The organism is Micromonospora haikouensis (assembly GCF_900091595.1).
Lineage (GTDB): Bacteria > Actinomycetota > Actinomycetes > Mycobacteriales > Micromonosporaceae > Micromonospora > Micromonospora haikouensis.
On sequence record NZ_FMCW01000042.1, the window covers coordinates 12,292 to 34,441 of the forward strand.

Sequence of the window (22,150 nt, forward strand, 5' to 3'; positions counted from 1 at the left end):
CCTGCTGGGCGTGCCTTCGCTGGCAGCGGCGGCTATCGCACGATGTTCATCATGGCGGGGAGCCCGTCGGGTGGCGTGTTGGGGGTGCGCCAGGCGATGTGGGCGTCCGGTCGTACCAGGAGGCCACCGGTGTCGTGCAGGCCGCACTGGTCGAGGAAGACCGTCCGCGCAGATGGCGACATCACCCGGTCGAGGTGGTGGACGGTCAGCGGAAACCCGACCTTCTGCTGCGCGGTCGAGGCCAGCCTGCGGCGGGGCCGGCGAGCAGGGTGAAACCGTCGCCTGCGACCAGGTCGAGGGTGGACCGGGTCTGTTCCGGGTCGAGCCAGACGTGGGGGAGACGGTGGCCTGGCCGGCCGGTGGGGACGTAGTCGGCCACCGGATCCCCGGCAGGCGGGTCGGTGCCGTCGGCGGTGACGGCGGCGGAGGTGTAGTGGTAGCCGAGGACGAGTCCCTCGCTGGGCCGGCCCCGCGGTGGCGCTCCGGTGTGGCGCGCGTCGATGGTGTCGGTCAACCGCAGGTGGCTCTCGACGGCGCTGGCGAGCGCGACCGGTCGGCGTTCGGGATCGTAGGTGTCGAGCAGGGCCGGAGCGGCCCAGCCGTGATGGACGGCGGCGAGTTTCCAGGCCAGGTTGTCGGCGTCGGCGATGCCGCAGTTCATCCCGAAGCCGCCGTACGGGGTGGTGACATGGGCGGCGTCACCGGCGAGGAACACCGGGCCGTGTCTGAACCGGTCGGCGACCTGTGCCGAGGCGTGCCACACCTGCCGGCCGACCAGGCCGACGGCGAGGTCGGGCAGACCGGCGGCGGCACGGATCAACGCGACGCAGTCGCCGTCGTCGAGACGATCGAGGTCAACCTCGTCACCGTCGGCGACGAGGTTGAACAGCCACCGGCGCTGGTTGTCGACGGCGAGGAACGCGCCGTGCAGGCCCGGTTGGTCGATCGTGTAGACGGCGCACGGCCGATCGGCGATGTGCTGGCCCAGGTCGGCGTCGAGAAGGATGTTCAGGTTGCGGGAAACGCCGGACGGACCGGCCATCGCGATGCCGACCCGCCCGCGAATCCCGCTACGGGCACCGTCCGCAGCCACGAGGTACCGCGCACGAAGCCGCTCATGATGCCCGCCGGCTGACATCTCCACGGTGACCCCGTCGGGGCCTACGGTGAGGTCGACGAGTTCCGTGCCGAACCGGATCCGCCCAGGCTGGAGCCGTTGCGCGTGCGCGCGGAGCAGCGGTTCGAGGCGGTCCTGCGAGCAGAGCAGCGTGTAGGTGGGGCTGGGCACCGCCGGCCGAGCGCCCGGGCCGGTGACGATGCGTCTGCCGGACGGGTCGGTGAGGGTGCGGCCGAAGTAGAAGGCCAGATGCTCGCGGGGCAGGCCGACAGCGGTGACGTCCTCCTCAATCCCCCATGAGCGGTAGATCTCCATGCTGCGGATGCTCAACGCCCGCCCCTTGGGGAAGGCCGCGGTGTCCGAGTGACGCTCGACCAGGGTAGCCGCAACGCCCAGCTGGGCGAGCCGGATCGCCAGGCCCAAGCCGGTCGGACCACCGCCGACGATGACCACGGGAACCACTCGTCCTCCTGATGATAGGGGCCGGTGGAGGTGCGACCGCCGCACCCCCACCGGCCGGACCGACCTGCGTCGCTCAGGGTTTGAGCGCCGCAGTCAGTCGTTCAGTGTTGGTCTTGAACACCCCGAGCAGGTCCAGGTCGGTGCCGGGGTAGTTGACGACATCGACGCGGGTGGTGCCGGGGATGTCGGGATTGGCGCCGGGCAGGTGCGCGTTGGCCAGCACAAGGGTCGGCTTCTTCGCAGTCAGCTCGGCGAGCTGGCTCGGGGTGACCGGTTGCGGCCCATACGTGCCGACCACACTGATGCCGGCGAAGTCGCCCCAGTACGCCATGAACAGGTGCGACACCGCGGTCGGCGCCGGGTTGGGGAGGGCAGCCTTCGTCTGTGCGGACAGCTTCGCGTACTCGGTGGTGAAGGTGGAGTTCCAGGCGGTCGCCGCGTCGCCGGTGCCGAACAGGCCGGCGAGCCGGGAAACCTCCGAGGTGATCTTGCCGGGGGTGTTCTCCAGCTGCACGGTGACGAGCTTGCCGGTGCCGCCGGCCGCGTCCTTGAGCCGGGCGGCGAAGCCATCGAACTCGGCGTACAGGATGTAGTCGGCGCCAGCGACGGCGGCGAGGTCGCTGGGCTTGGGGTCGTAGTCCGGTGGGTGCTGCACGTTGGCCGGAGCGACCACGGTGATGTCGGTCGCCCCGGCAGCCTTGGCCAGTGCGCCGACCCAACTGGTGGAGGCGACCACCTTCGGCCCCTTCGCCGCCGGCGTCGCGCTGCTGGCCGGTGCCGCGTCGTCAGTGCTGCCACACCCGCTGGCCAGCAGCGACAGGGTCGCCACCGCGGTCAGTGCGGCGGCCCGGATCAATCGCATCACGTGCTCCTTCAGGAATCAGATAGGTGAGCAGGGTCAACGTCCCCGCCACCAGAACGAGGACAGGACCAGGTGGCTGGTCGATCAGCAGGGCCACGGCGAACCCGGCGGTGTTGCCGACCACCCCGAGCACGACGGCCCAGAGCACTATCGACCGCAGCGATCGGCCGAGGTTGCGGGCACCCAGCGCCGGAAGAACGGTCAGCGCGTCGACCAGCAGCGCGCCCGTCAGCCGGATCGACGCGCCGATCGCCACGGCGACGACGACAAGCAGCGCCAGCAGCAGCGGCCCGGCGGCGACACCGGAGCACAGCGCCAACTCCCGGTCGAACAGCAACAGCGCGAGCTGCCGCCGCCACCGCCAGAACAGGACGTGCACCACGACGGTCAGCGCGCCCAGGACGATCAGGTCGATCTCGCGGGTGGCGAGGATCGATCCCCAGAGCAGCTCGAACGCCCCGGTAGCGTTGACCCCGGACACCGACAACACGAGCAGGGCGGCGGCGATGGCGAAGGTCATCAGCAGGCCCATCGCCCCGGGCAGGCCAGTCGGCCGCCGGGCCAGCGGGGCGACGCCCGCGCCGGCGAGGGCGCACGCGGCGAGGCCACAGAGCATGGGGTCGAGGCCGGCGAGCAGGCCGACAGCGATGCCGAGTAGCGCCACGTGCATCATCGCGAACCGCACGGCGATGATGTCCAAGCCGATGATGAACACCCCGACGATCGGAAGGCCGACGGCGGCGATCAGCAGGCCGATCGCGGAGCGCTGCACGGCCGGCAGAGAGAGCAGGTCGAGGAAGCCGTCCACGGGGTCAGATCACCCGCAGCTTCCCGGCCGCCATCTCGGCCACCCGGTCGCAGGCCCGGGTCATCGCCCGGTCGTGGGAGACCACGACCACCGTCACCGGGAGCTTCGCCAACAGGGTGGCGACCTGTTCCTGGCCGTCGAAATCCAGTGCGGCGGTGGGCTCGTCGGCGAACAACGCCCGCGCCCCGGCGGTCACCGCGCCGAGCGCGCGCGCCAGGAACACCCGCTGCAACTGCCCGCCGGAGAGGGTGTGCAGGGGGCGGCGGCCGAGCCCGCCGACGTCGAGCTGCCTGGCTGCCGCACGGGCGGCGTCGGGATGCCCACCGCTGTCGAGCAGTTCGTCGACCAGCAGCGGGAAGCGGCCCGGCGCAAGGCGTTGCGGCACCCAGGCCACGTCCCGACGTCGGCGCGCCCATTCGACGCCGCTGCGGGCCGATTCGCCGCCCACGGTGACCGTGCCGGCAGCGGTGGGGTGTAGGCCGAGCGCGGCCCTCAGCAGGGTCGTCTTGCCGGAACCGTTCGCCCCGGTGAGGGCCACGTGTTCGCCGGCGGCCACGTCGAGGTCGACCGCGTCGACTGCGGTATGCCGTCCGTAGCGGCAGGTGACGGTCGTGAAGGTGATAGCAGCGGTCACTCGTTCCGCCCGGTGAGTCGTTCGCGTAGCCACCGCTTGTCGACCTTGCCGGCGGCCGACAGGGGCAGCGTGTCGAGCACGACGAGCCGCTCGGGAAGCTTGGCATGCTCCAACCCGTGCACGTCGGTGAGATAGTCGGCCAGCTCGGTGAGCGTCGGCGCGGCGGCCCCCTCGCGGACGGCGACGCAGGCCGCCATCCGTTCACCCATCAGCCGGTCCGCGACGCCGACGCAGGCGACCTGCCGTACGTCGGGGTGCTGGGCGATGAGCAACTCCACCTCGACGGGGGAGAGGTTCCGCCCGCCCCGGATGATGATCTCGTTGCGTCGGCCGACCACGTGCAGGAAACCGTCGGCGTCGACGCGGCCGAGGTCGCCGGTGCGCACCCACCCGCCCTCGACCCGGTAACGGTCGTCGAACTCGGGGTCGACGTAACAGAGCGGGCTCATCGGCCCGAGGCCCCAGATCTCACCGACCTCGCCGGTCGGCACGTCGGAGTCGTCGTCGCCGACGATCCGGACGGCCGCGACCGCCGGGTTGGGCCGGCCGACCGCGTCGTGCACCGCCGTCGGCGGGTCGAGGGGATCGGTGGTGCAGTTGACCCCGTCGGCGGATCCGTAGCAGTTGACGAACGCCGCATCGAAGCGTTCCCGGCAGGCCTGCACCGTCGCGGGGTCGACCCGCGACCCACCGGCCACCACCGCCTGCAGCGATGACGTGCTCGTCGTGGCCAGGCGCGGGTGGTCGAGCATCATCGCGAACATCGTCGGCACCCCGAACACCAGCGACGGTTGGTACGTGTCGATCAGATCGAGAGCGCGACCGGCGTCGAAGCGGGACTGCACGAGCAGGGTGCCACCGTGGCGGGCGATCGTCACCGCACTACCCGAGGAGCCGAAGGACGAGGCGAGGGGCACCAGGAACAGGTTGCGCATCGGCTCGTCACCGTGGTGCAGGGCGGCGATGAACGCGCCCCGCCCACCGGCCAGCGCGTCATGCGAGTAGACGATCATCTTCGGGGCGGCCTCGGACCCGGAGGAGACCAGGATCCGCGCGGGCGCCGACGATGCCGTGCCGACCGGTGCGGCCAGCGGCGGCCCGTCGGCCAGCCAACCCTCCAGGCTGGCCGACCCGTCGAGCCCGCTCACCAGCACGGTACGCAGGTCAGGCAGCTCAGGTCGCAATGTCGCCAGGGCGTCGGCGTAATGGTGTTCACCGACCTTGTGCGCGACGACAGCGACCGCCGCCCGGGAACGGCGCAACAGGGTAAGGGTGTCGCGCCGGCCCCGCCCGACGGGATACGGCAGGACGACCGCACCGATCGCGGCAGCGGCCAGATCCACCGCTACCGGCCGCCACCCGTTGGGTAGCTGCACCGCGACGACCTCACCGGGTTCGACCCCGTCGCGTTGCAGTGCGCCGGCCAGCCGCAACGTCGCTGCCTGAAGCTGCGCGTACGTCGTCTCGCCGTCGTCGTCGACCACCGCGACTCGGTCTGGGTGGGCCGCGGCATGCTCGGAGAACAGGTCGTACAGGGTGCGACCGGGGTAGTGCCCGGTGCGGGCCCACCAGTCGCGCAGCGGGGCAGGGACCAGGTCACGGACGGGCAGGGCGGTCATGACGTGAACCTCCACGGTGGGCGGACGAAGGCGCAGCCGTCGGCCTCGATCAGGTCGAGGGCAATCGGGTCACCGGCCAGCTCACCCGGCTCGGGACACACCCGCACGGCACGCACCCCGACCGCCTCCAGGCGGGACACTGCCTCCCGAGCGGTAAGGGTGCCCGCGTCGCCGAGCGCGGTCTCCGCAGCCATCACGTCGCTGCCGGCGGCGAGCATGATGTGCCCGTCCGCGACGGGCGTCGGGGTGTCCCACCGTCCCCACACGGGCCGGGCCGCAGGCAGCGGGCCTTGGAGGACTCCAGCCGCTGACAGCAGTGAGGAATCGACCCGCTGCCCGCGCCCGTCCCGCTGACGGGTGACCAGGGCGGCCAGGACACCTTCTGCGCAGACCAGGCCACCGAGGACGTCCAGCAGGGTCATCAACGACCCGGCCGGTGGCACCCCGACCGGCCGTAGCTGTTCGCCGAGTCCCGTGTACGCCTGGGCGACGAAATCGGTGCCCGGTGGCGCGTCCGTCCCGCGCTCGTCACCCCAGCCGGAGGCGTACGCGTACACCAGGCCAGGGTTGCTTGTGGTGAAATCGGTGGAGTCGAGGCCGATCTCGGCGGCTTTGCCGGGCGCCCAGTTGTGCAGGAACACATCGGAGTCGTCGACCAGGTTCCGGACCGTCGAGCGGCCGGAGGCTGAGCGCAGGTCGACCTCGACTATCCGTTTGCCCCGGTTGAGCGCCAGGAACCGCGCCGAGCAGTCACCGACCATGGGCGGCATCCCGCGCAACGGGTCGCCACCGACGGGCTCCACCCGGGTCACCTCCGCCCCGAGTAGGCGCAGCACATGTCCCGCGAGTGGCCCCTGGATTCGCCGGCCGGCCTCGATCACCCGCACCCCGTACAGCGGAAGCCGACCCGCTGGCAGGTCCGACAGTGCGCCTGCGGGGGCACCGGCACTGATCTGCCAGGGTGCGCGAAATCGGCCGTCGGGGCCGGCGTCTGCGCGGCGCGCGCTGAGCCCGCGAACCTGCTGGACGGCCACCCCCGCCGCCTGTGCGCTGGCGCACAACTGTGCGAACGGCCTACGGCGGGTGATCTCGTGTAGTGCGGGGGGAATCGGGGCGGCGGCGGTGGCGTAGCGGAGCACGAAGGCCCGCCAGCCCCGGGCCGTGTCGCCTGGTGCCGCACCGAGGGCGGTCCACCAGCGTCGCCAGGGCTCCGGGTCCAGAGTTTCCACCTCGAACACGACCCCGTCGAGGGACGTGAACGGCGGTGGCATCCCCGGGCCGCTCACCTCACCGGTGTCGTCGGTGTCACGGGCGCTCCCGGCAGCGAGGTACTGCGACACCGTCAGCAGCGCCGCACCGGCCACGCTTACCCGCACCGACCCGGGGCGCTGCCCCCGCAGCCTCGCCAGAACGGCAGCCAGTGCACCCTGCGCCACCACGACACCGGCCACTGTGGACACATAGTTCACGCCGAGGCGGACCGGCCCGCCGGAAGCCCGGCCGTGTGTGGCCATCAACCCCAGGGCGGCCTGGGCCGTCACCTCGTCCAGCAGCCGCCCAGTCGGATCCGTCCAATCGGTGTGGACGTCAACGTCATCCACCCGCAGCGGGCCGCCGGGACGGCGATGCGCGCCGAGTAGGGACAGGTGCTCCACAGCGATCGCATCGGCCGCCGTCGCCGCGTCTCCGCAGACGGTTGTCCCCGCGAGGGGCACCACGTCCAGCTGCCCGTCCACCACCAGATCGCTACACACCGGCATCGCCGACATGCGCTACGTTGATCGCTCGCATACCTCACTAGTCGTGCCGCACGCTGAGGTAGTTCCCCGCGATCTTCGGGAGTTCGCCGATGACCGAAACGCTGCCCCGCACCGGCCTGGCGGCCCATGTCCACGCCTTCGTCGCCGACCGGATCATCCCCGCGGAGACGCTTCTCCTCACCGGTGGGGAGGCAGGCGCGCGGGCCATGCGGGCATTGCAGGACGAGGCGCGACAGGGCGGACTCTGGGCGCTGCCGCTGCCGGTCCGCCTCGGTGGACACGGGCTCGACCTGAGGACCTACGCACCGTTAGCCGAAATCGAGGGATGCTCCGATTTTGGGCCGACGGCGCTCGGCTCGGATCTGATCCTCGACGCCCTCATGCTCGACCGGCACGGTTCGACGACGGTCCGCGACCGATATCTCGCGCCGATGACCAGTGGTGCCGGTGGGCCGAGCTTCGCCATGACCGAACCCGGCATCGCCGGCTCTGACCCCTCCGGGCTGGGTACCACCGCCATCCTCGACGGCGACGCTTGGCGAATCACCGGCCGTAAGTGGTTTACCTCCCGTGCTGCCACCGCCGCCTTCACGACCGTCGTCTGCCGCACTCACGCAGGTACCGACAACCGGAACGCGTTCTCCATGCTGGTCGTTCCCACCGACAGTCCCGGCTACCGGGTAGTGCGGGAGTTGCCCGTCCTCGGCAGCGGCGGCCAGTACGAAATCAGCCTCGACGACGTACGTGTACCCGCCGACCATGTACTCGGTGAGCCCGGCCAGGGGCTACGCATCATCGGCGAACGACTCGCGCTCGGACGGACCCTGCGCTGCCTGCGCTGGCTCGGTCAGGCCCAACGAGCCTATGACCTCATGCTGGCCCGGCTGACCACTCGCCACGCCCACGGTGGCCCTCTTGCCGAACAGCAACTCCTGCACGGCCTGGTCTTCGACAGCCACGCCGACATTGCCGCAGCCCGCGCGCTCACCCACGCCGCCGTCGACGCCCTCGCCAACGGCGGCGACACCCGCATCGCGGTCGGCACCGCGAAGGTGGTCACCGCCCGCGCCCTGCACGCGGTCGTCGACCGTGCCATCCAGGTCCATGGTGCCGAGGGGCTCACCGACGACACACCGCTGCCGATGCTGGCACGCACCGCCCGCGCGGCCCGGATCCTCGACGGCCCCGACGAACTGCACATCACCACGGTGGCCCGTCGCCTGCTCAGCTGAGCACTACCACGGGTGTTCCCGCACTCGCCCGGTCAGCACGGCGAGGACGGCAGTGAGAAAGTAGCTGCCCCACACCAGTTCGTGCCGCGTGCCGACCCCGCCGGCAAGCTCGTAGCAGCCGTCCCGCAGTACTCCGGTGTCGTCGAGGTGGTGGCCAATCACGCCGTCGACGATGGCTCGCGCCGCCACCCCCCAGCCACCATCGGCGGTGACCTCGGCCAGGGTGAGTAGACCGGCAGCGGTGATCGCCGCCGCAGAGGTGTCCACCGGCGTTGCGGGCCGACCGAGTACCGCGACGGGCACCGTGTGTCCCACCTGTTCCAGCCACCACTGGCCCGCTCTGCATCCGGCCTTGGTAAAGTCGCCGCCCCACTGCCTCGCGCAGGCGGCCAACCCCAGCACCCCCCACGCCTGCCCCCGTGCCCAGGCAGCCGAGGGAGATGACTCGTCAACAGGTGTGCCGTCAGGTCGCAGGAGCACCTCTGGCTGGATGCGGCCGTCACCGCCCACCAACAGCTGCACGTGCCGGTCGGCATGGGACCGTGCCAGCCCGTCCAGGTGGTACCGACCGGCATCGGCGGCCATCCTGAGCAGCGACACCGTTCCCGCCAGGGCATCCACACCAGCCTTCGGCAGCGGTCCGGCACCGAAGGCGTTGCCCACCGGAATCAACCCGAGCCGCCCGTCGAACGCGCCCGCCAGTGCGTCCGCACCGTCGAGCGCGACTCGGCGGGCAGACGTGTCCGCACAGACGCGATACCCCTGGGCAGCCCCGTACCAGAACGTCATTCCCCTGGTCACCGTGTCCTCTGCGGCGCGAGGAGCGAGTCGATGCGTCCACTCCCGAGCCGTGGCCTGGTCGGAGGGCAGCCCGGTTACCGCAGCCAGTAGCCACCACCACCCGGCCCAGAAACCGCCCGTCCAGGACCCTCGACGCGTCGACACCCACTCACCGGAGACCGGATCCGCATACAGCGGGAACCGGTCACCCACCTGCCCGGCGACGATCGGGAGCCGCCGCAGCATTGCCTCCAACGCGTTGTCGTAGCCGTGGTCGTTCACGCGGCGACCGTCTGGTGGGCGCTGGCCGAGCGAACCCGCGCCGCCAGCACCGCCGTGCCGGCGAACAGGGCGCCCACGATCAGCCATGCTGTACCCCACCCGCCGACGTCCGCGCACCAGCCGACCGCCGCTGGGCCGAGCACGAAACCGCTGAAGAAGCCCAACGACACCAGCCCCGACGCCTGGCCCAGCGCCTTACCCCGGCGCAGCACCATCAACATCGACACCGCGTTCGCCGCGGTGGCTGATCCACCCACCACCACCGCGCCGGCCCACACCAGGCCCGACCATAGGTAGTCAGCGCCGAGCACCAGGACCACCCCCGCGATGGCGGCCGTCGCCAGCCACGCCAGCGCCACCGTCACATCCGAAGTACGGTCCGCCCACCGGCCCCACCACACCCGCGCGAGCAGGCCCGTCACCCCGAACGTGGCGAGGAGCAACCCGGCCGTGCCCGTACCCAGGCCCAGCCGCTGTGTCGCGTACAGGGGGAGGTAGGTGTTCACTGCCGCCAGCCCGGTGCCCAGCAGCAACGAGAACGCCACCAACCAGACCAACCAACCCGACGGCGCTGACAGCCGCCACCACCGCCCAGTGGCCACCTGCCGCCCTGACGCCGGAACCCACCACCACACCGCGACCACCACCGCCAGCGGCAACACCGTCGACACCCGCAGTGCCACCCGCCACCCGGCCAGCGCCGCCACCGTCGGCAGGACGAGACCGCAGGCGAACGCCGCCGCCTGTACACCGGCCTGCTTCACCCCGATCGCCGTACCTCGGCGCTCCGCCGGGACCGCCTGTGCTACCAGCATGTTCGTGGCCGGATTAGCCAGGGCCTGACCCACACCCGCCACCGCGACGGCCGCCAGCAGCCATCCGTAGTGGGATGCCACGGATGCGCCGAGCAGCGCCACCACTACGGCCCCACACAACGCCACCAGCCCTCGTCTGGCTCCCCACAGGTCAATCAGCTGACCCGCCAGGAGCGACACCACCGCCGCCACGGCGAAGGACACCGTCACCAACCCGCCGACTGCCGTCCGTGACAGACCCAGTTCGGCCACCAGGAACGGCGCCAACGCCGACGTGGCGTACAGCGCCGTCATCGACGTGGCCATCCCCGCCGTCGCCACGCCCGTCGGGCCCCACCAGCGACCAGCCGTCATAAGTGCACCCCGTTCCGATCACGCCATGACCGTCGAGAATGAGTCGGCCGACGCCGGGAACCAGTTCCCGGCGTCGGGTCAGATTCGCCACGTCCCCTCAGGCCGGGGTGCCGCGGCTGACGGCCCTACTGCGGCAGGGGCGACGCCGGCCAGGGACGGAGCAGCTCGTGAACGACCTCGACGTGGGACACCAGGATGGTACGGATGAGGCTGGCCTGCCGCGCCGTCCGGTGGTCGAACACGAGCTGATCCGCACCGCCGAACTCGCACGCGGCCTTCACCCGAGGCATCCCCGGGAGCAGTGCCCAGGCATCCCCGGCCGACGAGCAGGATTCGGTCTGTGGTGGTGGCCGCTACCACGACCGCTCGACACCACCATCCGCGCGATCGCTAGCCTCCTGCGTGAACACCAACAACCTGAGTGGATGTCGCTCACTGGTCGGCAGCGGGCAGTCCATGGACAAACTGGTGCGGGAACTGTCCCTACTCGTCGCGAACACCGCCGGTCAACCACCACCGGCTGCGGCCTGACAGCGGGGTCCCCGTGCCGCTCGTCGGGCGCGGGGACCCCGCACAGCGCCGCCGACCAGACCACGGCAGGCCGCCGATCCGGGACCAACTGCGGACAACGCCGTCATCCGCTGGTGGCCAGGCGGATACCGAGGGCGATGAAGGCCACCGCGCAGATCCGGCTGATCCGCCGGGACCAGCGACCATCGGTCACCCGGCCGGCGAACCTGCCCGCCCCGGCACCCAGAGCGACATCGACGGTGAGCTGCACCACGACGAAGATCGCACCGAGGAGCACCAGCTGCGCCGTGACGTCACCGGTCGCCGGGCTGACGAACTGCGGCAGGAACGCCACGCTGAACAGGATCATCTTCGGGTTGAGCAGATTGGTCACCAACCCCCGGAGGAACGCCCCGCCGCTGCGGCCATTCTGCTCCGCAGTGGTGGAGGCCGTCGCCCTGCCGTCGCGGAGGGCCCGAATCCCGAGGACGATCAGATACGCCGCCCCGGCCCAGCGGATCGCGGCGAACAACATCGGCGACGCGGCGACCAATGCGGCGAGGCCACAGACCACCGCCGCCACATGCACCGCCTCCCCGGCCGCGACCCCGAGCGCGGCGACCGCGCCGGCCCGCGCGCCGTAACGGGTCGCGTTGGCCAGGACGAACATCATGTCCGGCCCGGGAGTGATCATGAGGACGGCGATGGCGGCAAGGTAGGCGGCCAGGGTGGCCGAGGACAGTCCGAGTACCACTCAGCCCTCCTCGGCGCCGTCGAGCAACGCCCGCCGAAGAGCGAGCCGGTGCTCCCGCCGGATCTGCGCCTCCCGGTAGCGACGCCGGTCACCGTCGGTCTCCGGCAGCAGCGGCGGTACGGCGCGCGGTTGGCCGTCGTCGTCGATGGCGACCATCACCAGGTGGGCGGTGGCCACGTCAACCGGCGGTACCGCCCGGTCCCAACGGTCCGCGCTGACCTTGACGGCGACCTCCATCGAGCTGCGACCGGCCCAGGTGATCCGGGCGTCGACGTGCACGACGTCGCCGACCCGTACGGCCCGCAGGAAGGCGGTCTCGTCGATGGCGGCGGTGACCGCCGGGCCGTCGGAATGACGGGCGGCGACCACCCCGGCGACGGAGTCGATGAGGTTGAGTATCCGACCGCCGTGGACGGTGCCCATCAAGTTGGTGTGGTGCTGGTCCATGATCTGCGACAGGGTCAGCCGCGACGCCGACGGGGGCCGGCCGGTGAGTGTGGCGCTCTCGTGCATGGTTCATCCGTCCTCGGGAAGCACACCGAACCGACCAGCCGGCACGCACGTCGAGGACACGCCGCAGCGCATCACCCGCCCGACCCGCCCGCGAGGTCGACGGCAGCGCACCCACCTCGTGGACGCGCAGCGCGGGCAGGTCTTCGGACTCGCGGGCGTGACCCGGCCAGGCCGGATCTCCTACTGGCCGTCGCTTCCCGGGCCGTGCCGGCCCAGTGCTGATGACGGCGGTCGTTCCCACTCACCGCTGCGGGGCAGTCCCGGATTCCCACCGGGTTCCCTCTTACGACGCCCGGACGTGACAACATCCGGGCGAACCAACGCCACGAAGCAGCCTATCCGTGACCGGTCAGTCCGCCGGCCGCTGCGGGGCCTGATGTGACCCACCTCCCTGACCGCCCTCCTCGGCGGTGGCGGATTGCTCATCCAGCCCCCGGCGAGCAGACGGGGCCACGCCTACGGCAGGGCCCGTCACGTCTCCCGATGCCGCCACCGGCGCCCCGGGTACCGGCGTGGCCGCTGACGGTGCCGGCTGCGGCGCGGGCGCGGCGAAAGTGACCGGGGCGTCGAACGCGGCCCGCCGGGCGGCGCGCCGCAGCGCGGCCAGCACCGCCGGGCCGGCCAGCACGACCGCCACCGCGGTGGTGATCGCCCGCCCGGTGTCCCAACCGAACGTCGAGGTGACAGCCGTGAACACCGCGAAGCGGTGCAGATTGTCCAGTACCGGCGCACCGGCGACGTAGGAGAGTTGAGTGTCCGCGCCAAGGCTGAACGGCCAGAACCACAGGTTCATCAGCAGGCCGTAGCCGTACGCGGCGAACGCCCCGTACCCGGCCAGGACAGCCACCTCGGCCCGGCCGCGTAACCGCGCGGGGAGCAGACCGGCACCGAGACCCACCCAGGAGGCGCACAGCATCTGGAACGGCAACCAGGGGCCCACCCCGGCGGTGAGCAGCGCGGAGGCGAACAGCGACGTCGAGCCGAGGAGGAAACCGAAGCCCGGCCCGAAGACCCGGCCGGCGAGGACGAGCAGGAAGAACACGGTTTCGATGCCCGCGGTGCCGGCGCCCAGGGGACGCAGCGCGGCGTTGACGGCGGCGAGCACACCGAGCATCGCCAGGGCCTTGCTGTCGATGCCACCGGAGCTGAGTTCGGCCAGGACGAGCGCCACCAGCACCGGCAGCATGACGAGGAAGACCAGCGGGGCCTCACCGGTGCGGGCGGTGCTCTCGGGATGCGCGGGAATGAAGAACGGCCAGGTGAAGGTGGCCAACGCGGCGGCGGAGGCGAGGGCCAGCACCACGGCGGTGCGCGGCGCGACCCGCAGCACGCTCATGCCGGCTCCCGGGCCGGGCCCAGCGCGGCGGTGACCTGCTCGACCGTCAGCCACGGCGCCGGGGCGAGGACCTTGGCCACCTGCGGAGCGAACGCCGGCGAGGCGAGCATGACCTCGGCGGTGGTGCCGTCGGCCACGATGTCCCCGTCGGCCATCACGACCACCCGGTCGGCGAGGATCGCGACGAGCTCGACGTCATGCGTCGCGACCACCACCGCCCGGCCGGCGGCGGCCAGCCCGCGAATCAGGGCGACGAACTGCCGCTTGGCGAGATAGTCCAGACCACGGGTCGGCTCGTCGAGCAGGACCACCGGTGGGGCGGCGGTGAGCTGCACGGCGAGCACGAGCGCCAACCGTTGCCCCTCGGACAGGTCACGGGGGTGCCGGTCGCCGGGCAGACCGGGAGCGAGCCGGTCGAGCAGGCTGCGGCAGGCGCCGGCCGCCGCACCGGTCTCCCGGTCGGCCTGACGGCACTCGGCGTCCACCGTCTCCAGATAGAGCAGGTCTCCCGGGGTCTGCGGGACGAGTCCGACGTGCCGGCGGGCCTGGCCGGCCGACAGCTGCTTCGGGTCGACGGGGTCCCGCCCGATGCCGGCATCGACGGTGACGGTGCCCCGGTGGCGGGGACCGCTGCCCTGCACCGCCCAGAGCAGGCTCGACTTGCCGGATCCGTTGCGGCCCATCAACGCGACGACCCTGCCCCGATGCAGGTCGAGGTCGAGGCCGGCCACGGCCACGGTGCCCGGATACCGCACGACGATCTTCCGGGCGGCCAGCACCGGGGCCGTGCCCGGGGCCGGTGGCGGGTCGGGAGGTGCCGTGGCGGCGAGCCGCTGACGCAGGGCACCGGCCCGTCGTCGGGCGTCGCGGACCGACAGGGGCAGCGGCGTCCACCCGGCCAGCCGGCCCAGCTCGACCAGCGGCGGCGCGAGGTCGACACCGGCCAGCACCGCCGCCGGTTCCCCGTCGACCACCCGGCCGTCGCCGGGCAGGTAGAGCAGCCGGTCGGCGTACTGCACGACCCGTTCCAGGCGGTGTTCGGCAAGCACCACGGTCACGCCCAGGTCGTGCACCAGCCGGGTGACGGCGGCGAGGACATCCTCGGCGGCGGTGGGGTCCAGGGCGGAGGTGGGTTCGTCGAGCACCAGCACCCGGGGGTGGGAGGTGAGGACCGCGCCGATCGCGACCCGCTGCTGCTGCCCACCCGACAGCGTCCGCAGCGGCCGGTGCCGCAGCTCGGCGATGCCGAGCAGATCAAGGGTCTCCTCCACCCGCTTACGCATCACCGCCGCCGGCAGGGCCAACTGCTCCATGCCGTACGCCAACTCTTCTTCGACGGTGTCGGTGACGAACCCGGACAGCGGGTCCTGACCGACCACACCGACGACGTCGGCAAGATCGCGGGGCGGATGCCGGCGGGTGTCCCGACCGTCGACGGTGACGCTGCCGTACAGGGTGCCGCCGGTGAAGTGCGGCACCAGCCCGTTGATCGCCCGCAGCAGCGTCGACTTGCCGGCCCCGGTGCGACCGGCGACCAGGCACAGCTCGCCCTCCTCGACCCGCAGGCTCACCTCCCGCAGCGGCGGTGGACCATCGTCGCTGTAGCGGACGGTCACCCGGTCGAATGTGATCACGGGTGACCTCCGGGTACGGAAGTGGCCGGGTCGCCGGTACGGGTGGGTGCCGCGACAGCGTTGACCGGTGTGCCCGCCGTCGGTGCTCGGGTCGACGGCGACCCGGGTGGTGGCGGGGCCAGCCACGCCGGCCCCGCCGCCGCCGCGACGGCGAGCAGCATCAGCGGCGTCACCTCGGGCCAGGTCAGCGGACTGACCGGCGGATAGAGCAACTCCGGGGCGACCGAGCCGGCGAGCAGCGTCAACGCGGCGGCGGCGATGCCACACCCGGCCACCAGCAGCTCGGCGGAGCGCCACCGGTCGGGCCGGTAGCGGCTACGCCGGACCCGGCGGCCGGCCAGCAGCATCCCGGTCACGGCGACGACCAGACCGGCGAGGAGCATCGGCAGGCCCAGGTAACCGGATCCGGTGGAGTCGAGCAGCCCGTACGTGCCGGCGCAGACCCCGACCAGCCCGCCGAGCACCAGCGCCCCCGTCGCGGCGCGCTGACCGGCCGGCACCGCCGCGGTGCGGCCGTATCCGCGCGAGTCCATCGCCGCCGCCAGTGCCAACGACCGGTCCAGGGCATCGGCCAGCACCGGCAGGGCGATCCCCCGCAGTGCACGCATGCCCCGACCGGTCGCGCCGCGCAGCCGACGCGCCCGACGTACCCGCAGCACGCTCTCCACCAGTTGCGGCGCGACCGACAGCGCCACCACCACGGCGGTGCCCACCGCATACAGCGCCCCGGGTACGGCCTTGAGGAGTCGTTTCGGGTTGGCCAGCGCGTTGGCGGCACCGAGGCAGACCAGCATCGTGGCCAGCCGCAGCCCGTCATAGAACCCGCCGAGGACCTGTTCGACGGCGACCGGCCCGAACAACCGGATGCCCGCCGCCCACTCGGGCAGTGGGATCTCCGGCAGCGACACCAGCAGGTGCTCGCCCTGTCCGCCGCCGAAGACGATCCGGAACACCACCCGCATTGCGATGATCACCGCACCGAGGACGAGGTACATCCGGAACGCCAGCGCCCATGGAGCGTCGGTGCGCCGCCGCAGCACCGTCAACGCGGCGACGGCGACGAGCAGCGCCAACAGCAACGGATTGGTGGTGTGGCTGGCTGCTGTGGCCAGGCCGAGTGCCCACAACCACCACGCGCCCGGATGCAACCCCCGCGGCAGCCGGGCGGCCGACCAGTGGCGCGGTCCGCGCTCCGGGTCGGCCGCAGCCGCGTCAACCCCGTCCCGATGCTCAGTCATCGGGATCGGCGGCGCGGCGTCGGCGGGCGGTGACCACGCCGCCGGCGGCGAGCGCGGCCAACAGCAGCGCCCCGGCGATCGTGCCCAGCGGCAGCCCGCCGTCGTCGCTGTCGGAGGCGGCGACCTCGGTCACCGCCGGCTCGCTGGCCGTACCGCCCGATGACCCGGTGACGCCACCGGGCGTCGTCGTCGGCACCGACGGGGATGTCGCCGCCACGCTGGCTGACGCCGTGGCCGACAGGGTGGCGCCCGGGGTGCCGGCAGGAGGGGGGATCGTGGTCCGACCGGCCCCGCCGGCCGGTGGCACGACCGGACCGCCACCTGCGGCCGGCGGTGGCGCGGCCGATCCGCCACCGGCCGCCGGCGGCGGTGGCGGTGGAGGAGGTGGAGGAGGTGTGGGGGCCGGCCGTTTCGGCGTAACTCCCGGCCTGGGGGCGTCGCTGGCGTTGCGGTGGAGCGAGAAGGACCAGCCCTCGAAGCTGCCGGCCGGCGGCTTGCGGTTGAGGACGCCCTTGTCGCTGTATGCCCAATCACCCCCGTTCGCGGCATACCAGTACGACCAGTAGGCGCTGGCCGGTGGGGTGTCCACGCACTTCTCCGAGGCCGCCGACGGCTTACCGTCGATCCGGCAGATGAAACCCTCACCCCAGCGCAGCGTGCCGGTGATCTCGAAGCCGGCGTTCTTGAGCGCCGCGAGACCGGTGGCCTGGGTGCCGGAAGCGCAGCGCACCACCGTGCCCCCGCCCAACTCGTTAAAGTCGACCACGACGGTGACCCCGGAGGCATCCGGGCAGTATCCGGCCGACCCGGCAGCCGCCGCCGGGCTGCCCGGCCAGGCCACGGCGCTCACCGCCGCGAGCACGACGACCGTCGCGGCGTGAGCGGCCCGGCTGCTCATTGCGCTCGCCGTCGACGTCCGAGCACCAGCAGCACCACACCGCCGCCGATCAGCAGCAGTGCGACCAGCACGTACCCGATGATCGCCGTACCGGTGGTGGGGAGGCCGGGCAGTGCGGGGGCGGCCGGGGTGGTGCTCGGTGCGGCGGTGCCGGTCGGTGACACGGTGGGGGAGGGCGTCGCCGGGGTACCGGTGGCGCTCGGGCTCGGACCGGCCGTGCCGGTCACCGTCGGCGTCGGTGCGGCCGTCGGTGTGGGGGAGACGGTCGGTGTGGGAGTCGCGGTGCCGGTCGGCGTGGGCGTCGGCGACGTCGGCGGCAGGTCGAGGCCGATGCGGCCCAGCGGCACCTGGGCGAGCCCGAGTAGGGCCTGCGCGGTGGCCCTGCGCCACTGGTCCCGGTCGGTGTCCGTGATCCCCGCCGTGACAGCGCCGGTGAACGACTCGGCGTGGTAGGCGATCGCGCCCGCATCGCCGGCCGCCGCACCACCGTTCGTCGCGGTGAGCTGCAATCCGGTCAACGCGTGGGCGGCCTGTGCGGCCTGGCTGTCCCGGCCGGCGGCGGCGAGCGCCTGCCCGGCCAGCCCGGTGCTGTTGGAGTTCGCGCCGGTGGTCGGGCCGGAACCGCCGAACGAACCGTCGGCGTGCTGCTGACCCACCAACCAGTCCGCGCCCCGGCGGGCGGCGTCGGTGGCGTCGGTGGCACCGGAGTCAGCGGCGGCCAGCAACGCCTGCACGGCCATCGCCGTGGAGTCGACGTCGAGGGTCGCGCCCGGCTGCTCGTCGCAGGACGGCGACGGGCCGTCCGCGGTGTCCGGGTAGAGCCGGAAGCCGCCGGCAGCGCACTGCTGCCGGACGAGGAAGTCGACGGTGTCCTGCGGCAGGTCACCGCTGCGGGCCAGCCCCAGCACGGCGAAGGACTGGTCGAAGGTGTTGCTGGCGTCCGGTCCACTGTCGGCCGTGGTGCGACTGGTGATCCGTCCCCTCTGGTGACCGGCGTCCGCCCCGGCGACCAGGGACAGGGTCACCGCCCGCAGGTCGTACCCGCCGAAGTCGGTGGGATCGGCGCCGGCGGCGGACGCGACGTAGAGCAGCTTCGCGGTCGCCCCGCCGTCGGTGAAACCCTCGATGCCCCAGTCGTCGTAGCTGTTGTAGGAGCGGACGTGCGCCGCGACCTGCCCGGTCGCAGCCTGACGCGTCGGTACCGACCCGCCGGTGGCGGACATCGCGATGATGCCGTCGATGGTCAGGCCCCAGTCCTGACCGCCGAATGGCCCGGGCAGTGTGCCGTCGGTGAACTCACCGGCCAACCACGAGGTGGCGTCACGCGCGGCGGCGGCATCAGCCGGGGCGGGCGCGGCCACTCCGGCCAGGGGCACCGCGGCCGTGACGACGGTCGTCGCCACGATCGCGCCGAGGCCGGTGGCGAGACGCCGGGACAGAAGCATGGGATTGCCTTTCGCAGAGCGGTCGGTGAGACCTCCGGAACACACCCCCGGACACGTCATCCCGCTCCGCGTATGGCGGTGAGCGGGATGAACGGACCGTCGACGGCAGCCCGGACCTCACCCTGTAGACCTCGACAGTGGAAGCCGCTCGTCCCGGGCGGGGCATTCCGGCTCGCGAGAGGACCTCTCGCTCACGGTTGCGGGTCAGCGCCGGCTTCTACCGGCTTCCCCCCACACGGGACGTATGCAGTTGTTCACCCGGCGCACCGGATGCCGACACGGTACCGCCCTGGCGTCGTAGGACGCCAGGGCGGCGGCCGGCAGCCGACGCGCCGGTCATACCAGGGCTGCGGTCTGGGTCAGGGTGCGGCGATGCTCGGCGCTGCGCCCGCCCCGAACGACCAGCCCTCGACGCTGCCCGGAGCCGGGTTGTAGCTGCTGGCGCCCGAGGAACTGTAGGACCACGACCCGCCCGCCGGGGCATGCCAGTACGACCAGTAGGCGGTGGCCGGCGGCGTGTTGACACACGGCTCGGTCGCGGAGGTGGGCTTGCCGTTGATCCGGCAGACGAACGCCAGACCCCAGCGCGAGGTGCCGGTCACCGTGAAACCGGCCCCCTGCAGGGCGGCCACCCCGGTGGCCGGGTCACCCAGGGCGCACGCGACCTGCACACCCCCGCCGAGCGCGCCGAAGTCGACAACGACGGTGACCCCTGTGGTGCCGGTACAGGCGGCGGCGTGCGCCGCCTGCGGCGTAGGCTCCACGGCGGTCAGGGCGACCGCGGCCACGGCGGCGGCCACCAGGCCGGCGAGCCGTACGCGGACGATGGATCGGAGACGGAACACAGGTCCTCCCGGGTTCAGGTCGGCACGACAGGTCATGAACAGGTCAGGACCGGCGCGCCGGAACCGGCGGCCGCAGCGGAGAGCGTGGCAAGGCCGTCCCCGGTCAGGCCCAGGACGGCCTGGCCGGTGGCGCGGGTGGCGGTGGCCGGGTCGAAGGTGCCGCCGTCGAAGTCGACCGCGCCCCGGTCGGCCGGCGCACCGGTGCACCCCACCTGCAGGCCGACCAGGTACGCCCGTGCCCGCGCCCAGGCCAACGGCCGGTGGCCGGTGCGGAGCGCCTGCCCGGCGAGCCCGGTGCTGTTGGCGTTCGGGACGCCCGACGAATCGGCGAAGCTACCGTTGGCGCCCTGCACCGACACCAGCCAGCGCAGCCCGGCGGCAGCGGCGACCGGACGCCCCGCCGCCTGGAGGGCCTGCACCGCCAGTGCGGTCGCGTCCACATCGGAGGTGCACACCGGCTGAGCGGGCAGCAGCGGGTATCCGCCGTCCGGGCAGCGGGTCCCGGCCAACCAGGTGGCGGCGGTCGCGGGCACACCCTGCGCCGTGCGGTCCAGGGCGAGGATCGCGAAGGACTGGCTGAACGCATTGCTGTAGTTGCCGTACGCCGACCGGTCGGTGAACCGGCCGCTGGGCGATTCGAGCCCCCGCAGCCGGGCGATCAGGTCGACGCCGCCGACGTCGGTCGGGTCGTCCCCGCGTACCTGCACGGCGAGGGCGAGCTTCGCGGTCGCGCCCGCGTACGCCTCGGTGCCGCCGTCACCGACGTAACCGTCGCGGACGTCCGGCCGGGTGACCCAGTCCAGTGCCTGCGCCCCGAAGTTGTCGGCGACACCGGCGGCGGCGAAGGCGAACACCGCGTCGAGGGTCAACCCCTGGTCGGGGTAGGCGACGCCGTCGAAGACCACCTCGAATCGTTCGCCGTCGACGAGTTGGCGCGCGAGCCAGCCGGCGGCGGCCCCGGCCCGGTCGACGCCGGGGTGCGCGGGCGCGGCGGTCGCAGGTGCGGCGAGGGTGAGGGCGGCGAGTACGCCGCAGAACAGGGCGAGCAGGCGGTGCCGGCTCAGGCGGACGACCATCGGAAGCGCCTTTCCGGCCCGGCGGTCGTCAGAACCCGGACGATCACCAGCGGCAGGCAGGATCGACCGGCCTCCGACCCGTGGGCCACGACGGGTGGGGAACGGAAATCACGCGTGCGGCGGGTATTCGGGCTCGCCGTCAGAGTGTCTGCACCCTGGCGACCTACCGTTGCGGGCCAGCGCCGGATTTCGACCGGACTTCCCCCGCGCACACGCGTTGATGGAGTTGTCGCGACAGTCTGATCTCCGCGACAGGGGATGTCAATGCGCCATCGTTCGAACACGGTTGGTGAGAACCGGCCTGATCGCCGTCCTCTCCGGACGAAGCCGGCCGTACCCTCGCCAGTCCACACGAACGCGGTCAGCAACGGCACATCGACTCACCGTCGCCCCCGGTGGGCAACGCTGCGGCAGGAAGCACCGCCGCATCGGGACCCGACGCGATAGCGTGACACCGCAGTCGGTCCGCCACGCCACCACGTGGCGGCGCAAGAGGGAACCCGGTGCGAGACCGGGACTGCCCCGCAGCGGTGAGTGGGAACGACCGCCGTCATCAGCACTGGGCCGTACGGCCTGGGAAGCGACGGCTGGTAGGCCTGAGCACGACGCCCACGAGTCCGAAGACCTGCCGCTGCCCACGTGCATCCGCACGTGGCGAGCTCGGCGACCTTCGAGGGCGGGTCGACCATCGCCGACAGCACGACATCCGGTGCTGCGTGCGACCGGACCGCTCCCAGCCGAGTTCGACGACTCGGCATGAGGAGACCCCGATGCAAGCGCCACCAGCACAACGACCCCGTCGGTCAACGTACGGTGCCGTGACTCCCGGCACCGCCGGCATGCCAGCCGAACGGAACGGCCAGTGAGTAGGCCTGCCGCACCACGTCACATCACGATCGATGACGAAGATGTCGTCGTCCTCCCGGCAGCGGACTATGAACGTCTCGCCTCCGCGCGACGGCAGCTCGGCGCACGCGAAGCGCGAAACCGCAGCCTGACCGACCAGGTGAACACCCTGCGCACACTGCTCACCGACATCCGGCGGATCGTCGACTCGACGCCGGACTGCTGTGCGGCCCACCGCGACGCCGACAGCCGGATCCGGGATTTGGCAGACGCCCAGCGGATTCCGCGACTGCAGGGCATGCCCACACCGACGCCATGAGCCCACCGCGA

At 72.4% G+C, this 22,150-nt stretch carries 21 protein-coding genes and 3 riboswitches; of the genes, 2 read left to right on the forward strand and 19 right to left on the reverse strand.

What is annotated here, in order from left to right:
• Nucleotides 1-32: 32 nt before the first annotated feature.
• The 7 genes from GA0070558_RS33675 to GA0070558_RS29635 form a co-directional block, all read right to left on the reverse strand.
• Entirely contained in the window at nucleotides 33-185 is a 153-nt protein-coding gene (locus tag GA0070558_RS33675; RefSeq protein WP_218107129.1) for an aromatic-ring hydroxylase C-terminal domain-containing protein, read from the reverse strand.
• 20 nt (nucleotides 186-205) lie between these two features.
• Entirely contained in the window at nucleotides 206-1,579 is a 1,374-nt protein-coding gene (locus tag GA0070558_RS29610) for an FAD-dependent monooxygenase (protein WP_176734436.1), read from the reverse strand.
• A 73-nt stretch (nucleotides 1,580-1,652) separates the two neighbouring features.
• Nucleotides 1,653-2,441 (reverse strand): metal ABC transporter solute-binding protein, Zn/Mn family, encoded by a 789-nt coding sequence (locus GA0070558_RS29615; protein WP_091285933.1) that lies wholly within the window; start codon nucleotides 2,439-2,441, stop codon nucleotides 1,653-1,655.
• A complete protein-coding gene (locus GA0070558_RS29620) occupies nucleotides 2,365-3,249 on the reverse strand; it encodes a metal ABC transporter permease (RefSeq protein WP_091285936.1) in 885 nt (294 codons plus the stop codon). The genes GA0070558_RS29615 and GA0070558_RS29620 overlap by 77 nt, the downstream gene beginning before the upstream one ends.
• 4 nt (nucleotides 3,250-3,253) lie before the next feature.
• Complete coding sequence (locus GA0070558_RS29625) at nucleotides 3,254-3,883, reverse strand: metal ABC transporter ATP-binding protein (RefSeq protein WP_091285939.1); 630 nt, start codon at nucleotides 3,881-3,883, stop codon at nucleotides 3,254-3,256.
• Nucleotides 3,880-5,502, reverse strand: a complete 1,623-nt coding sequence (locus tag GA0070558_RS29630; RefSeq protein ID WP_091285942.1) for a class I adenylate-forming enzyme family protein — start codon at nucleotides 5,500-5,502, stop codon at nucleotides 3,880-3,882. Before GA0070558_RS29630 ends, GA0070558_RS29625 begins: the two co-directional genes overlap by 4 nt.
• Nucleotides 5,499-7,238 (reverse strand): CoA transferase, encoded by a 1,740-nt coding sequence (locus tag GA0070558_RS29635; protein WP_218107130.1) that lies wholly within the window; start codon nucleotides 7,236-7,238, stop codon nucleotides 5,499-5,501. Before GA0070558_RS29635 ends, GA0070558_RS29630 begins: the two co-directional genes overlap by 4 nt.
• Before the next feature lie 113 nt (nucleotides 7,239-7,351).
• On the opposite strand from GA0070558_RS29635, the gene GA0070558_RS29640 reads away from it, so the two are divergent.
• Nucleotides 7,352-8,494, forward strand: a complete 1,143-nt coding sequence (locus GA0070558_RS29640; RefSeq protein ID WP_091285944.1) for an acyl-CoA dehydrogenase family protein — start codon at nucleotides 7,352-7,354, stop codon at nucleotides 8,492-8,494.
• A gap of 3 nt (nucleotides 8,495-8,497) precedes the next feature.
• On the opposite strand, the gene GA0070558_RS29645 is transcribed toward GA0070558_RS29640, so the two are convergent.
• The 12 genes from GA0070558_RS29645 to GA0070558_RS29695 all read right to left on the reverse strand — a co-directional run bounded on the left by GA0070558_RS29645 (nucleotide 8,498) and on the right by GA0070558_RS29695 (nucleotide 20,974).
• The gene (locus tag GA0070558_RS29645; RefSeq protein WP_091285947.1) at nucleotides 8,498-9,556 is read right to left on the reverse strand and encodes a hypothetical protein; all 1,059 of its coding nucleotides are present in this window, start codon (nucleotides 9,554-9,556) and stop codon (nucleotides 8,498-8,500) included.
• Entirely contained in the window at nucleotides 9,553-10,725 is a 1,173-nt protein-coding gene (locus GA0070558_RS29650; protein ID WP_091285950.1) for an MFS transporter, read from the reverse strand. Before GA0070558_RS29650 ends, GA0070558_RS29645 begins: the two co-directional genes overlap by 4 nt.
• A gap of 125 nt (nucleotides 10,726-10,850) precedes the next feature.
• Nucleotides 10,851-11,006 (reverse strand): hypothetical protein, encoded by a 156-nt coding sequence (locus GA0070558_RS33680; protein ID WP_176734437.1) that lies wholly within the window; start codon nucleotides 11,004-11,006, stop codon nucleotides 10,851-10,853.
• A 353-nt stretch (nucleotides 11,007-11,359) separates the two neighbouring features.
• Entirely contained in the window at nucleotides 11,360-11,989 is a 630-nt protein-coding gene (locus tag GA0070558_RS29655; protein WP_256092200.1) for a LysE family translocator, read from the reverse strand.
• A complete protein-coding gene (locus tag GA0070558_RS29660) occupies nucleotides 11,990-12,502 on the reverse strand; it encodes an acyl-CoA thioesterase (RefSeq protein WP_091285954.1) in 513 nt (170 codons plus the stop codon).
• 117 nt (nucleotides 12,503-12,619) lie between these two features.
• A riboswitch (cobalamin riboswitch) is annotated at nucleotides 12,620-12,839 on the reverse strand.
• 12 nt (nucleotides 12,840-12,851) lie between these two features.
• Nucleotides 12,852-13,838, reverse strand: coding sequence for an ECF transporter S component (locus GA0070558_RS29665; RefSeq protein WP_256092201.1), 987 nt, complete (start codon nucleotides 13,836-13,838; stop codon nucleotides 12,852-12,854).
• The gene (locus tag GA0070558_RS29670; RefSeq protein WP_091285956.1) at nucleotides 13,835-15,472 is read right to left on the reverse strand and encodes an ABC transporter ATP-binding protein; all 1,638 of its coding nucleotides are present in this window, start codon (nucleotides 15,470-15,472) and stop codon (nucleotides 13,835-13,837) included. The genes GA0070558_RS29665 and GA0070558_RS29670 overlap by 4 nt, the downstream gene beginning before the upstream one ends.
• Complete coding sequence (locus tag GA0070558_RS29675; protein ID WP_256092202.1) at nucleotides 15,469-16,710, reverse strand: CbiQ family ECF transporter T component; 1,242 nt, start codon at nucleotides 16,708-16,710, stop codon at nucleotides 15,469-15,471. The genes GA0070558_RS29670 and GA0070558_RS29675 overlap by 4 nt, the downstream gene beginning before the upstream one ends.
• A complete protein-coding gene (locus tag GA0070558_RS29680; protein WP_256092203.1) occupies nucleotides 16,703-17,608 on the reverse strand; it encodes an SCO2322-related protein in 906 nt (301 codons plus the stop codon). Before GA0070558_RS29680 ends, GA0070558_RS29675 begins: the two co-directional genes overlap by 8 nt.
• On the reverse strand, nucleotides 17,605-19,053 hold the full coding sequence (locus tag GA0070558_RS29685; protein ID WP_091285959.1) for a prenyltransferase/squalene oxidase repeat-containing protein: 1,449 nt from the start codon (nucleotides 19,051-19,053) through the stop codon (nucleotides 17,605-17,607). Before GA0070558_RS29685 ends, GA0070558_RS29680 begins: the two co-directional genes overlap by 4 nt.
• Before the next feature lie 359 nt (nucleotides 19,054-19,412).
• Nucleotides 19,413-19,898 carry an SCO2322-related protein gene (locus GA0070558_RS29690; protein ID WP_091285962.1) on the reverse strand — a complete coding sequence of 162 codons (486 nt, stop codon included), beginning with the start codon at nucleotides 19,896-19,898 and terminating at the stop codon, nucleotides 19,413-19,415.
• Between the two features lie 32 nt (nucleotides 19,899-19,930).
• Entirely contained in the window at nucleotides 19,931-20,974 is a 1,044-nt protein-coding gene (locus GA0070558_RS29695) for a peptidase (protein WP_091285965.1), read from the reverse strand.
• 101 nt (nucleotides 20,975-21,075) lie between these two features.
• Nucleotides 21,076-21,202: riboswitch (cobalamin riboswitch) on the reverse strand.
• Nucleotides 21,203-21,417: 215 nt separating this feature from the next.
• A riboswitch (cobalamin riboswitch) is annotated at nucleotides 21,418-21,621 on the forward strand.
• Nucleotides 21,622-21,836: 215 nt separating this feature from the next.
• On the opposite strand from GA0070558_RS29695, the gene GA0070558_RS33080 reads away from it, so the two are divergent.
• Nucleotides 21,837-22,139: a hypothetical protein gene (locus GA0070558_RS33080; protein WP_141722362.1), complete on the forward strand. Its 303-nt coding sequence runs from the start codon at nucleotides 21,837-21,839 to the stop codon at nucleotides 22,137-22,139.
• The last annotated feature ends 11 nt before the right edge of the window (nucleotides 22,140-22,150 follow it).

Excerpts from the sequence above, each read along its gene's own strand:
- GA0070558_RS29675 (WP_256092202.1), bottom strand. The coding sequence starts at position 16,710 with ATGACTGAGCATCGGGACGGGGTTGACGCGGCTGCGGCCGACCCGGAG.
- GA0070558_RS29615 (WP_091285933.1), bottom strand. The coding sequence starts at position 2,441 with ATGCGATTGATCCGGGCCGCCGCACTGACCGCGGTGGCGACCCTGTCG.
- GA0070558_RS29650 (WP_091285950.1), bottom strand. The coding sequence starts at position 10,725 with ATGACGGCTGGTCGCTGGTGGGGCCCGACGGGCGTGGCGACGGCGGGG.
- GA0070558_RS29630 (WP_091285942.1), bottom strand. The coding sequence starts at position 5,502 with ATGACCGCCCTGCCCGTCCGTGACCTGGTCCCTGCCCCGCTGCGCGAC.
- GA0070558_RS29695 (WP_091285965.1), bottom strand. The coding sequence starts at position 20,974 with ATGGTCGTCCGCCTGAGCCGGCACCGCCTGCTCGCCCTGTTCTGCGGC.
- GA0070558_RS29640 (WP_091285944.1), top strand. The coding sequence starts at position 7,352 with ATGACCGAAACGCTGCCCCGCACCGGCCTGGCGGCCCATGTCCACGCC.
- GA0070558_RS29685 (WP_091285959.1), bottom strand. The coding sequence starts at position 19,053 with ATGCTTCTGTCCCGGCGTCTCGCCACCGGCCTCGGCGCGATCGTGGCG.
- GA0070558_RS29665 (WP_256092201.1), bottom strand. The coding sequence starts at position 13,838 with ATGAGCGTGCTGCGGGTCGCGCCGCGCACCGCCGTGGTGCTGGCCCTC.
- GA0070558_RS29660 (WP_091285954.1), bottom strand. The coding sequence starts at position 12,502 with ATGCACGAGAGCGCCACACTCACCGGCCGGCCCCCGTCGGCGTCGCGG.
- GA0070558_RS29680 (WP_256092203.1), bottom strand. The coding sequence starts at position 17,608 with ATGAGCAGCCGGGCCGCTCACGCCGCGACGGTCGTCGTGCTCGCGGCG.